Source organism: Pseudomonas sp. LBUM1655 (assembly GCF_059716085.1).
Map to the genome: position 1 here is coordinate 4,082,819 of NZ_CP166801.1, position 12,941 is coordinate 4,095,759.

Annotated in this window: 11 protein-coding genes and 2 pseudogenes; 6 read left to right on the plus strand and 7 right to left on the minus strand. The window is 53.5% G+C overall.

What is annotated here, in order from left to right; genetic code table 11:
- Positions 1–59: 59 nt before the first annotated feature.
- Positions 60–1,628, minus strand: coding sequence for a sensor domain-containing diguanylate cyclase (locus ACA074_RS18160; protein ID WP_497614885.1), 1,569 nt, complete (start codon positions 1,626–1,628; stop codon positions 60–62).
- Positions 1,629–2,005: 377 nt separating this feature from the next.
- Positions 2,006–2,671, minus strand: a complete 666-nt coding sequence (locus tag ACA074_RS18165; RefSeq protein ID WP_497677532.1) for a ribonuclease T2 — start codon at positions 2,669–2,671, stop codon at positions 2,006–2,008.
- A gap of 165 nt (positions 2,672–2,836) precedes the next feature.
- Here ACA074_RS18165 and ACA074_RS18170 point away from each other — a divergent pair, with 165 nt between their 5' ends.
- Positions 2,837–3,319, plus strand: coding sequence for a hypothetical protein (locus ACA074_RS18170; RefSeq protein WP_401266273.1), 483 nt, complete (start codon positions 2,837–2,839; stop codon positions 3,317–3,319).
- A 76-nt stretch (positions 3,320–3,395) separates the two neighbouring features.
- The gene (locus ACA074_RS18175) at positions 3,396–4,181 is read left to right on the plus strand and encodes a transporter substrate-binding domain-containing protein (protein WP_497677533.1); all 786 of its coding nucleotides are present in this window, start codon (positions 3,396–3,398) and stop codon (positions 4,179–4,181) included.
- Positions 4,182–4,313: 132 nt separating this feature from the next.
- Here ACA074_RS18175 and ACA074_RS18180 read toward each other — a convergent pair whose 3' ends face one another.
- Entirely contained in the window at positions 4,314–4,529 is a 216-nt protein-coding gene (locus ACA074_RS18180; protein ID WP_489881084.1) for a hypothetical protein, read from the minus strand.
- Between the two features lie 136 nt (positions 4,530–4,665).
- On the opposite strand from ACA074_RS18180, the gene pseH reads away from it, so the two are divergent.
- Positions 4,666–5,217, plus strand: a complete 552-nt coding sequence (gene pseH, locus ACA074_RS18185) for a UDP-4-amino-4,6-dideoxy-N-acetyl-beta-L-altrosamine N-acetyltransferase (protein ID WP_497677534.1) — start codon at positions 4,666–4,668, stop codon at positions 5,215–5,217.
- Positions 5,218–5,223: 6 nt separating this feature from the next.
- Here pseH and rimA read toward each other — a convergent pair whose 3' ends face one another.
- The 4 genes and pseudogenes from rimA to ACA074_RS18205 all read right to left on the minus strand — a co-directional run bounded on the left by rimA (position 5,224) and on the right by ACA074_RS18205 (position 8,891).
- Positions 5,224–6,003, minus strand: coding sequence for a S6 modification regulatory phosphodiesterase RimA (gene rimA, locus ACA074_RS18190; RefSeq protein WP_497657788.1), 780 nt, complete (start codon positions 6,001–6,003; stop codon positions 5,224–5,226).
- A gap of 135 nt (positions 6,004–6,138) precedes the next feature.
- Positions 6,139–7,011 (minus strand): methyl-accepting chemotaxis protein, encoded by an 873-nt coding sequence (locus tag ACA074_RS18195; RefSeq protein WP_370872673.1) that lies wholly within the window; start codon positions 7,009–7,011, stop codon positions 6,139–6,141.
- A pseudogene (locus tag ACA074_RS18200) lies at positions 6,997–8,166 on the minus strand (methyl-accepting chemotaxis protein); the annotation flags it as partial. The pseudogene ACA074_RS18200 and the gene ACA074_RS18195, both read right to left, overlap by 15 nt.
- Positions 8,167–8,528: 362 nt before the next feature.
- Entirely contained in the window at positions 8,529–8,891 is a 363-nt protein-coding gene (locus ACA074_RS18205) for a DUF6124 family protein (protein WP_123532299.1), read from the minus strand.
- 580 nt (positions 8,892–9,471) lie between these two features.
- On the opposite strand from ACA074_RS18205, the gene ACA074_RS18210 reads away from it, so the two are divergent.
- The 3 genes and pseudogenes from ACA074_RS18210 (at position 9,472) to ACA074_RS18220 (ending at position 12,902) form a co-directional block, all read left to right on the plus strand.
- Entirely contained in the window at positions 9,472–9,822 is a 351-nt protein-coding gene (locus tag ACA074_RS18210) for a DUF7079 family protein (RefSeq protein ID WP_497679337.1), read from the plus strand.
- 532 nt (positions 9,823–10,354) lie between these two features.
- Positions 10,355–12,190, plus strand: coding sequence for an AAA family ATPase (locus tag ACA074_RS18215; protein WP_497677535.1), 1,836 nt, complete (start codon positions 10,355–10,357; stop codon positions 12,188–12,190).
- Between the two features lie 441 nt (positions 12,191–12,631).
- Positions 12,632–12,902, plus strand: a pseudogene (locus tag ACA074_RS18220) (pyocin activator PrtN family protein).
- Positions 12,903–12,941 lie beyond the last annotated feature (39 nt).

A 12,941-nucleotide genomic window follows, 5' to 3' on the forward strand; every position in this document is an offset into this window, starting at 1 on the left:
CACTCAATGAAAATCCCTGTGGCAAGCCAGCTCCCACAGGTTTTTGTGCAGGTTGTGGCTTAGCGATCGGAGCGCATGAGTTCCGCTAAACCGTCCTCCGGCGACAGCACCGCCGCCCGGTTGCGCCCGGCATTTTTCGCCTGATAGAGCGCCGCATCCGCCCGTTGGATAAACACTTCCGGGCTGTCATTGCCATTGGGAATAAAGGAATAACAGCCCAGACTCACGGTGAGATATTCGGTGGGTGATCCACTGTGGGTAATGCGTTTGTCGATCACGCTGCGGCGAATCTGCCCGGCAATCGCCAATGCGCCGTTGATGTCGGTATCGGGCAACAGCACCGCGAACTCCTCGCCCCCGTAGCGCACTGCCAGATCCGACTTGCGTTGGCAGCAATTCTTCAACACCTGCGCCACTTGCGTCAGACAATGATCGCCGGCCACATGCCCATAGGCGTCGTTGTAACGCTTGAAAAAATCGATATCGAGCATGATCAGGCTGACTGGGCTGACCTGCCGCGCACCCCGGGCAAACTCGATTTCGAGTGACCGTTCAAACAGTCGCCGGTTGGCCAGTCCGGTGAGGCTGTCGTGGGTGGCGATCTGCTCCAGCGAGCGTTGTGCCTTGCGCAGGTTCTTCTCGATCCGCTCACCGTCGCGCACCTGATGGATGAACACCCAGCCAAACAGCCCAATGCCCAGGATCACCAGCGCCACGATCACGCTGGACTGGAACGCACGTTCATACCAACCCTTGAGGATTGTGTCCCGCGAGGTCGCGGCAGACACCACCAACGGATACGACGCGAGTTGTCGATAGCCGTACAAACGATTAACGCCGTCGACCACCGAATTGAACATCGCCGTACCGGCCGCGGCATTGGGCAACAGCTTTTGATAGATCTCGCCCTGGGCCAGTGAGGTACCAATCAGCGATTCGTCGAACGGACGACGAGCGAGCAAGGTGCCGTCAGTCAGACCGAGGAACATGATGCCGTTGTCGTCGAGGCTGAAGCTTTTGAAGAATTGGTCGAAGTACGCCATCTTGATTCCGGCCAGCAACACACCCTGAAAATTGCCGGCGCGGTCATTGACGCGCTTGGAGATCGGGATGATCCACTCGCCATCCTCGCGGTTGCGAATCGCCGGGCCGATGTGCGCCACGGTCGAGGCGTTCTGCTGATGGAACTTGAAGTACTCACGGTCAGCCACGTTGATGTCATGGGGCAGATCGTTGAAAGAGGTAAGCACCCACTGGCCCTGCTGGTCGAACAGGAACATGCCGTGTAACTGACTTAGTTGCTGCACCCGGCGGGCGAAAGTTCTTTGCAGGCGTGGCTTCTGCGCCGCGCCGTAACCATCATCCTGAATCCAGTCGACCAGGCTGGTCATCACCAGATCCGCCGCGAGAAACGTGTCTTCTGCCTGCTGCGCCATCGCCCGGGTCAGGTTGCTCGAGGCCATTTGCGCCACCGCCAGATCCTGACGCCGCGACTGCTCCAGTTGCAGGTACAGCAAACCAAACAGGCACAAGCTCACCGCAACGACAAACAACGCTGCCGCTTTACGCAGCGGCAGGCGTTTAAGCGCGCCGGGGGCCTGTTGCAGATCGTGAATGGGGATAGGCAAAAGCATGTCCTGGGCAGGTACGACAGGGGCGCGAGCCCGAAACCCTTATGTTTTGTGAGCGTAGTTCACACGGATGCAGGGGGCAAACACCCCGCTCTCGCCCCGTTGTATCGGCGCGCGGTGGATTTGGATGATCGCCACAGGTCGATTTATTTTTACGATCGGTTTTGCAGTAGATAAGCAGCGTGGACACGAGGCCCCTGTGGCGAGGGGATTTATCCCCGATGGGTCGCGCAGCGGCCCCAAGAAACCGGACTGCTGCGCAGTCCATCGGGGATAAATCCCCTCACCACAGGTTCAGAGCTCAGTGCTCAGTGCTCTCTGCTCTCTGTTCAATGCTCAGCGCTCAGCGCTCAGCAATTCTGATTCAAATCACCTCAGCGCGACGGCGGCACCCGGATATCCCCCGCCCGGCACTGAGTTTTCACACCTTTGCCACAAGCGCCAGGCTGCAAGTCTTTACCCATGCACACGCGCACCTCGGACAATTCCGGGCCGCTGCAAATCACCGCGATGCCATCCGCCGGAATCCCCGGGTTAGCTTTGCGGAACAAGTCGGCGATTTCTTGCGCCTCAAAGTAATAGGAGGTGCTGAACGGTTGCAGCTCTTGCGGGATTTTTACCGCGCCAACAGCCTTATCCGCCGCATCCAGATAGCCCATCGCGCCGAGACCACTGCACGTGCCATGTTTCGACCATTCGTGATCAAGCAACTTCTTGGTCGGGAACAGCGTCATGCCTTTGTTGCTTTCCGCCGCCGACAACGTGGTCAGTGGCGGGCAGGACTCCGGCCAGCCGCCCTTGGCGTATTGCGGCCACAGACCGTGCAGGACAAAGCCGTAACCTTTGCCCGAACACTGCACGTCATCCTTGTGCGTAAGGCAAAACGTCGGCGACCAGGACAGCGCCAACAGGTAGTAATCGAATACCCCCGCCACCGATTCCGCCTGCACTTTGCCGGACTGGGATTGGCGCGCCGAACTCAGACCGATGCTACCGGCCGTCAGCGCAATCACCGCCAAAATTGTAAACAGCTTTTTCATGTACCCGCTCCTTGGGACGCCTGCGTCCGTGGTTTTCGTTCCTGACCAGACGTGGTCAGGGCTGATTTGGACACGCCAGTGTTGCAAGCGCATGACGCAAGGCAAGGCCGTACCCCGTTGAAAGGTCTACGATTAATAAGCAGCCATCAAATACAGGGAACCGAAATGAGTAAAGCAGACGAACTCGCCGCGAAGCTCAAGCAAACCCGGCACAACCACGCGGCCGACATCACCTGCGCGGAACTGGAGATCGATTGCTGGCCCGCGCAGGTCTACGACCTGTACCACCGCATCGAGGCGTGGCTGCAACCGGTGACCGAAGTCGGCCTGAAGATTCGGCGCAATCCAACGCACATTTGCGAAACCTCCCCGGATGGCGAATCCCATGACTACGCCATCGATCAATTGGTGATCGAGGCGAATGACCAAACCCTGACATTTGATCCCATCGCACGCTTTACCGAAGATGGTTCTGGACGGGTACAAATCACCCTGCCGGAGCGAAACACCTATCTGTTGCGCACCGTCGATGAACACCACGAAAGCCACTGGTGGCTGCAGACCGTTGAAACCGGGCAGGAGCTGGATGCCATTGCGTTGACCGAGAACAACCTGTTGCAGGTGGTGCAGGAAGGATTGGGCTTGTAAGTGCACTTCGACGATAGGGATCAGCGCCGAGAACGTGGTTAACTTCTCGCTCCGATCCCTTTGAAGCCCGACAGACATGACAAAAACCAGAATCTTGCTCGGTACCTTGCTGGCCCTGCCCCTGACCTTGAGCGCGCAGGCAGCGGAACAACCGTCGCACCTCGACACCATCCAGCAACAAGGCCAACTGCGCGTCTGCACCACCGGCGACTACAAGCCCTACACCTTCAAACGCACCGACGGCGACTTCGAAGGCATCGACATCAGCATGGCCCGCTCGCTGGCCGACAGCCTCGGGGTCAAGGTCGAGTGGGTACCAACGACCTGGAAAACCCTGATGCCGGACATGCAGGCCGGCAAGTGCGACATCGGCATGGGCGGGATTTCGGTCACGCTGGACCGGCAGAAAAAGGCCTACTTCAGCAACACCCTCGACGTCGACGGCAAAATCCCGCTGGTGCGCTGCGCCGATCAAGCCAAATACCAGACCGTCGAACAGATCAACCAGCCCGGCGTGCGCCTGGTGGAACCCGCCGGTGGCACCAATGAAGCCTTCGTCCACGCCTTCCTGCCAAAAGCGCAATTGGCCCTGCACGACAACGTGACCATCTTCCAGCAACTGCTCGACAACAAGGCCGACGTGATGATCACCGACGCCTCCGAAGCGCTGTACCAGCAGAAACTCAAACCCGGTTTGTGCGCGGTCAATCCGCACCAGTTCATGCAATACGGGGAAAAGGCTTACCTGCTGCCGCGCGATGACATCAGCTGGAAGCTGTACGTCGATCAGTGGCTGCACTTGAGCAAAGTCACTGGCAAATACCAGAAGGTCATTGGTGAATGGCTGGCCGTGCCGCAGTAAGCAATCGAGCCTGACACTCAATCAACCAGACCTGCACTGAGCAGTCAGGCTCACATTGAACCTGTGGTGAGGGGATTTATCCCCGACGGGTCGCGAGCGGCCCCACTTTTTTTCAGGTTCAGGCACAAACACTCAATCGTCATGCAACATCCCGGAGCTGTACTGGTTCAAGCTACTACCAATACTGCTCCCGCCAAACTTCAAAGTCGTCGCATGGCTCTGCCCGTCCAGCGACTGACAATCCGCCGAAAAACAACTGCTGGTCGTCAACCCGCCCGCCCCCGAACACGCACTCAACACCGACACCGTTCCCGCAATCAACAACACTTTGAAGACATCAAGGCGCATGGCACGATTCCCCTCGGGATGAAAAGCAACGATCTTGTGCCAACATCCTAGGCCTGCCCCGTACACCGCAACATGAAATTTTCCGGATCGACAGCGCCGGTTCAGTATCGCCTGACCGCCAGACAAGGACATCACCATGCAATTCCTCCCCCTCACTAACGCCAGCCCCGCCATCCAGGCGCATGTGCGTACCCTGCGCAATCAGCAAGACGTGCGCAAGTTCATGTACACCTCCCATGAAATCAGCGAACAGCAACACGCGAACTGGTTGGCGTCCTTGCAGGGCAATTCACGGCAGCAAGTGTTTGTAGTGATCAAGGATCAGCAAGCGGTCGGGATCGTCTCGTTGAACGCGATCAACGCTGCGCAGAAAACCGCAGATTGGGCGTTTTATCTGGACGTTGGCTTGCAGGGCAAGGGCTTGGGCAGCGTGGTCGAGTTCTGGATGCTCGATTACGCGTTTGATGTGGCGGGGCTGGAAAAGCTGAATTGCGAAGTACTGGCGATGAATTCAGCGGTAGTGAAGATGCACCAGAAGTTCGGGTTTGAGATTGAAGGTGTGAGGCGGCAGAACGTGGTGAAGGATGCCGTTAGGATTGATGTGGTTTTGTTGGGGATAACCAAGGCTGAGTGGCAGAACAAGCGACCTGCGCTGGCCGCCGTTATCGAGCGGATCAGTGCGAGCTGAACGAGATCATCTCTCCAGCCACGCACCTTTGGTGATCTGCGCCAGCGATTTGAAAGCAGGCTTTGCGAACCAGAAACCCTGCATCAGATAAATGCCGCAATCGGCGAGAAAGTCTCTTTCCTGGGCATCTTCAATGCCCTCGGCGATAACTTCGACGCCCAACTCTCTGCACATGTTCACGACATTACGCACGATGGTCTGGCGCACACGATCAAGGTGAATATCCCGGACCAGCGCCATGTCCAGCTTGATCAAATCCGGCTGAAAATCCGCCAACAGGTTAAGGCCGGAATAGCCTGCGCCAAAGTCGTCGATTGCCGTCTTGAAACCAAACTCACGGTACTCACGCAGAATGTTCGTCAGATGGCTGTTCTTTTCAACGTGCTCGCCCTCAACCGCCTCGAAGATCAGGCGATCCAGCGGGAACCCGTGAGCGCGCGCTGCTTCAAGCGTGCTGCGAATGCACAATTCCGGACGGTAAACGGCATTCGGCAAAAAGTTGATCGAGAGGTACTCGGTCATACCTAACTGAGCCGCCGTGGAAATCGCCCGCACACGACACAGTTGATCAAATCGATATCGGTTTTGATCGTCCACCTGCTCCAGGACTGACAAAGCACCTTCGCCATTCACGCCGCGAACCAAGGCCTCATGGGCAAAGGTCGTTTGATCGCGCAGATCCACAATCGGCTGAAACGCGAAAGCGAAATCCAGATCCGGCGCGCCTTTGTTTTTACAGCCCTGGCAGCCTCCGGGAGAGGCGGATGATTTTGGAAATTCGGTCATGAAGCCCCCTGATAACGGGTTGTAAACGTCCATGTGATCAATAAGTAGCTGTTCGGTTATGTGCTACCCAGCCATAACTGTAGCCCAACGGCGCCTGAATATATTGAAGGCGCCGTGGGCTCATCGTTCACAAAATCAAGTGCGGAAATGCGCGGTCATTCGCTGCAAGTCCTGCCCCAGCGACGCCAACTCAATCGTCGCCGCTGCACTCTCTTCGCTGGCAACCGCCGACTGGTCGGCCACATCACGCACACTGACGATGCTGCGATTGATCTCGTCGGCCACCGCACTTTGCTGCTCGGCCGCGGCCGAGATCTGCAAGCTCATTTCCTGGATCGTGCCGATGGACTGATTGATCTCGGTAATCGCCAGCTCGGCCTTCTGCGCCAACACCACCGTATCGAGGGTGCGCTCGCGGCTGGAAGCCATCAGCGTCGAGGCCGCTTGCGTGCCCTGTTGCAGGGTGACGATCAGCGCTTCGATTTCCTTGGTCGAGTCCTGTGTCCGCTGCGCCAGCGAACGTACTTCGTCTGCCACCACGGCGAAACCACGGCCCTGCTCGCCCGCCCGCGCCGCTTCGATGGCGGCGTTCAACGCGAGCAAATTGGTCTGCTCCGCGACGGCTTTGATCACATCGATCACTTTGCCGATCTGCTCACTGTCCTGAGACAGCACGTTCATCGCACCACCCAACTCTTCAATGGCCACAGCGAGCTCGCTGATCTGCACCGTCGCCTGCTTGACCACCGTACTGCCGTGACGCGCCTGCTGATCGGCCAAGGTCGCGGCAGCCGAGGCGTCTGTCGTGTTACGGGCAACTTCCTGCACCGTCGAAGCCATTTCGTGCATCGCCGTGGCGACTTGATCCACTTCACTTTTCTGCTGACGAACACCCGCGCTGGTCTGCTCGCTCATGGCCGAGAGTTTTTCCGCTGAGGTGGAAATATGCGTGACGCCATTGCCGATACCTTGCACCAGCGTATTCAGGTTCTGCGCCATGTCCTGCATCGCGTTTTGCAGATCGCCCAACTCATCTTTGCGCGCCGATTTGGCCTGAACCGTCAGATCGCCTTTGGCAATACGACGAGCCAGATCAACCGTCAGCGCCAGCGGTAAAGTGATCTGCCGCGAGATGACCACCGAAGCAAACAGCCCGACCACCAGCGCCAACACGGTCAACACCGCCATCTGAATAAAGGCTGAGCGCTGATCTTCACGCGCCAGGCGCTGCTGGGTGTCCATCAGGCCGTTCATGATGCTGTCCATCGCCTTGCTTTCCTGGTCGACCTGCTGGCGCATGCTCTGCTTCTGCTCAAACAGCCCGGCCACTTCCACCAAGACTTCGCGATAACGACGCATCCCGGCGTGCGCTTCTTCCAGTTGACTCGACAGGGTCGCCGGCAGGCTGGTACGCGCCTTGGTGATATCACTCAGAAACGTGTCGATGGTCTGCATCAGCACGATTTTGTTCGCGTCGTTGGGTACCGCAATGTAACGACGCAACATCAGGCGAAACGTGGTCATGCCGTTGCGCAAGTCAGCCACCGTGCGCAGCTCCCGCACGCGCTCGCCATCGGCAGACGCCAGGGCATTGGTTGTGGTGCTCTCAAGCATGCCGGCAAAGGTCTGCGCGTACTTGTCCGACAGCGCACCCAGCGGTTTCAGGGCATCCGTCGTCGACTTATCGGCATCAATCAGCCGCTTTACCTTCTGATCGTAGGCAACAATCGTGGCTTGCAACGCCTTCAAGGCTTGCTGGTTTTCAGCGCGCGTCAACGTGTCCAGCGCCTTGCTCACAAGGCCCTGCAAGACATTCAACTGAGCGTGATAAGAATCGACGAAGGCCGCGTCAGCAGCGGCTTCGTACTGTTTCTCGGACAGACGCATATTTTGCGTAGCGTCATTCAACGTGCCGATCAGCCGCGTCGTACTCAAGCGATCAACCAGCACGCTGTTGCTGTTATAGCCAATGAAAGCAACCGCCAAAACAGCCAGCAACAGAATGCCGAAACCGGTTCCCAGCTTGCGGGAAACTTTGATATCACCCAGGAAATTCGATGCAACTGCCATATTCAGCCTCAAACGCCCTGACGCGAAACGCCAGGCACAAAAAATAGATCTTCGGCAACCGCAGTCACCGTCCAGACATTCGGGGGTCGTCATCCAAGGCGTGTTACGGGACGCTCCAGCTGTCCCGGAAATGCAAAATGCGATGCTGTTGATGCGTCAAGAAAACCCGACACAAGCATCGGCAGACAAAACCATCACGTCGCAAACAGGGCGTCTGCACGCAAGATTTATCGATTCAGCAAAAGGTATCTGGAAGGGATGCTATAAACTTTAGGAAAACTTGTACAACTTTTTATTTTTGTACAATGGTTGAACTTTTAGAGTCGCGTGATGACGCATTGCCATCACGAATTGTGGCACATCGCTACTGGCCCAAAAAGACGCTGAAAATACCGATTCAGAACCCCGCCCCTCTGCGGCAACGGCCTGCCGCACGCCGCAGAGGGACACGGGTTTTACGGCTTGATTTCGACGTGATCCAACGCCTGATTCACCGCCAACTCACCCAACATCACCACCTGCGCAATGCCTAGCGCGGTTTTGCGGTTCGAGGGATCAAGCAGCGCGGCGAAGTTGTTGAGCAACTCGGAGGCCGAACTCAGGGTTTCACTGGCGTTGGCCAGCAGGGATTCGGTGTCGTACTTCGGATTGGCGAAGTACATGCGTTCGGGCTCGTTGGTGCTGGCCATGATCTGGCTGGCGGGAAGGAGATAGTGATCAAGCGCACGCTCGGCGGCTTCGTGGAGCTTTTTGGAATGGGGGGATTCGTAGGGGGATGCAGGGTCAGTTTCTGGCGGGTTGGGTGTTGGTTTGAACATGGTGTAACTCCTGACGGATTAACGAAAAGGAGCCATCACTCTCGCTACCAAACGAAGGGTGGAGGCCATACGCAGGTTGGTAGACCGGTCGTCAGGAACCCCGGCGCATCCGAAGATGCCCCGCGCATGACCACCATAAAACGAAGACGAGAAACGCCCTCGAAAGACAGTAGTCTTGTGCTTCTGACGGAGACGGGCTACCAAACCCGATCACTGGTTTTCAGTGACCCAGGAACGATAGAACCCGCGAGCTAGAGGCACAAGCCGGCGGATTCTGTCTTAGGTGTAGGGGGAGGCGCAAGGTTGTGTAGGGCTAGGGTTGTGCCAGCGAGATTCATTTAAACAAGCGCGAGCATTGCTGTTTAGATTGACGAAAAACGTCGAGTGCATCGCCGCCAGTCACTGACCAAAGCAAGTCTGATACAGTCGGCAGCGGTTAATTCGATGACAGGGAGTCAAACATGGCGAAGCCAGCCGCACGTATCACATTGAAACCCCGGCCCCTCATGTACGACCAGAATTCAAAGTCGTTGCCGGCGTTTCCGCGATGAAAATGACCAACGCTAATTTGAATCGCACAATGACTGCAAAAGATCGATATGACATCTACTGGGCATTGTCCGATGCGTTTGTCGACAATGAGGTGGACTACGAATCTATCGCCCGACAGACCGAAGATTACGACCCGCTAGAGATAAAACGAATGCTCTACGAGGAAGTCGCACCTGTCTGCCACACGAATTTTGACTGCGTGATTCCAATCATCTGGTCTGCATTTAACCGAGAGCAATTAAATTCTGACATCGCGCAAATGTTGGAAGCCCGAGCTAGTAGTCGCTTTCGACGCCAGAGAGACAAACTGTTAATCCGTTGGCTTGAGTTCCGATACAAATACATCTGGAGAGAGATCTCCGCGCACTATCGAAAATGAATTGTTTTAGGCACGATCCGATGTAGACCACGATAGTCAGACGATCAGTGTCATTGCTACCAGCTAACGAGGCAGCATGGTCTCGCTACCTAAGGATCTTTCCTACGTTGTTCTCACTCCGCATTCCCCCCCTAACTGCATGCTCGAAAAAATCGTAATCCATCAGAAATGGATCGTTCTCAGGGCACTATCGTGGGTCGACATGTTGAGCGGCCGAGAACCTTCAACGATCGATAACGCCCCACCCAATCGGACCTATATTTGCCAGCTACACTCACCGAGCGAATCAGTCAAAGCGTCATCGAGTATTCATGAGGCATTCACACAGGATAAAAAAACGCTTCTTGCCATAGCGCACCTCCTGGGCGCACTGCTAGCTACGATCGCGCTTGGTGTGGTAACACTCCGCCGAAAACTGAAAGGCGAAATAAAAACAAAGCTCAACATATAGAACAGATAAAACCTATGATCTCTCAATTTAAAAAAAAAGCATATCTTTACGAACCATCAATTTCCCCTGCGAGCGCTCACTATGCTTACAAATAAAATCTGGTCGAGCGACATAAAAGGATATGTTACCGACACGGATAATGAGACGCACCTAAGACTCCGAAAGCTAAACCTTCTTATAGGCCCAAACAACAGCGGAAAAAGCAGACTTCTCCGAACGTTATTCTCAACCCAACAAAAAAATCTTAGCTTTGGGTTTACTGATGAATTCCAAGACGCATGCAATCAACTTGGTGATATTTTTAAAATCATATCTAGAGGAAGGCAAATCATTGATTTCAACAGCTCCCAATTTATGGAAGTTTACTTTGGACAATGCAAAAGCGGCGATCAAATAAAATCCATAATCGATAGCTTTACGAAATTAATCCAAGACGCCGCTAAAACCAACTTATATTATAGCGGCGGAATGGATCTGAGCGACTTCTCTGAATTACAAGACCTAGTACAAACACAATACCCTGTTACAGAAATCAATAAAATCACCAAATTAATCCACTTAACAACAGAAACCAAAAGGCATTACATCCCTATACTTCGAGGGATGAGACCATTAGGCGACAGCACAGACCTTTATCTGGAAAGAACGTACAAGGACTACTTCTCGAAGCATCAAAAAGACGCATTAAAAATCGTAACAGGTTTTGATCTGTACAATTTACTAGCGCGCTTTCTATTAGGGCAACCTGAAGAACGTGAACGTATCCGGGAATATGAAAGAATATTAGGAAACGAGTTTTTTGGAGGAAGAGAAATAACATTAATCCCTCAGTACAACAAAGACACAGTAGCAGTTAAAATCGGAACCGACGACCAATTCCCCATATATGATTTGGGTGATGGACTGCAACAAGTTATCATAATAACTTCTGCTGCATATTTAGAACAAGATCCATCTATATTTTTTATAGAGGAACCAGAGGCATGTCTACATCCTGGGCTTCTTAGAAAGGTTGCGCTCTTCTTGCTTAACCACACCTCCCATCAATATCTAGCTACAACCCACTCAAACCATTTGCTTGATCTCGCTGAAAACATAAAAGACGTATTGGTTCACAAGGTTTCTAAGATTGATGGTGAAGATGGTTCAACCTTCGAAATACGGGAGTGCACGAGAGATAGAGAACTATTAGGTGATCTTGGTGTATTGGCCTCGTCGGTTTACCTGGCAAACTCTACAATTTGGGTTGAAGGAATAACTGACAGACTGTACCTAAAAGCATTCATGAGGAAATATTTAGAGACTTTGGACGATTCAGTTTTCAAAGTTAAACTTGAAGGTTTACTAGAAAACTTTCACTATACATTTGTGGAGTACCAAGGCGGCACACTTGGCCATTGGGGCTTTGATGATGGCGACACAACCGAACGGTTAAACGCCTCAAAACTTTGCGCAGCGGCTTTCCTTATCGCAGACGGAGACATCTCAGACAAAGGCGGCCGGTTTGAAATATTGAGCAATGAGTTGGAAGATCGTTTTCACCTGTTGCCAAGCAAGGAAATAGAAAACTTGCTACCTCTGAACGTCATCGAAGAAACCGCCAAAAGAATATTCCAGCGTAAAAAAGGAAAGACCACGGCCGGACTTAATATCGATCATATAAGCAAAATATTGGGAAAACCGGTTTCAGCGTCGAAATATGGTATTGGCTACCACCTTGACAAGTGCTTTGGTTTAGAAGGCAAAGGAAAATCGAAATCTCGCGTTTTCGCCGACGAAAGTGGAACTATAAGTGACAAAGTAAAATTCTGCAGAGAATCTATTGAGGTAATGAACTCGTTAGATTGGGAGTTACCTGATTCAGTTGGAAAATTATGCGAAAAAATTTATGCTCACATTATGAAGCTAAATCATTGAGGTTTAGTTTTACCGATGATCGGCTGTTTAGGTGCAGCTGCCATCGACGCAATATGCTGATAGGATTAATTACGCGGTTGTTATTGCAAACCCATACGGAAGTCAGACCGCGTGAGACATTTTGAAAAAAAGGGACGGCAAATAGAAATTAGAAATGGGACAGATTTATTTTCCGAAACAGCGAAAAAATAAATCTGTCCCTATTTGGTTGTGAGGCAGCCATACCTGATGCAACGCTAATCGCTCAGAATTGTCGGCTCGCACAGCCTGCTGAAGCAGGTATGCGCACATGTCGGGGTATACAGCTAATGCAATGACTGACGTATTCGGTTTGACGCTTCTGCTCCCTGAAGCCGGTGACGCATTTATGCTCAATAACATTTCGATTTGGATGCAACCGGTAGCTATCGCTTCAAATGCGGTCCAACGGGAGATGCCATGATGAATACACTGTCTTTACTTATGGCCCAGTACGACGGCCAAGCCGTAATTCCCTTAAACCGCATTTGCGAAGACTACATACACTCAACCGTGGAGAAATTCGAACTTAAGTGCCTATCAGGAGAAATCGACAACACCAATTGTCCGACTCGGCGCCAACAGCCAAAAAGCAGCACTGGGAGTTCATCTAAAGGACTTTGCCGACTATATCGACAAGCAGCGAGACAAAGCAATATTGGAACTGGATAAACTTTTGAGCAGGGCTGCGTAATCACAAGGGCCGGCGGACAACTATCATCATACCCAACTC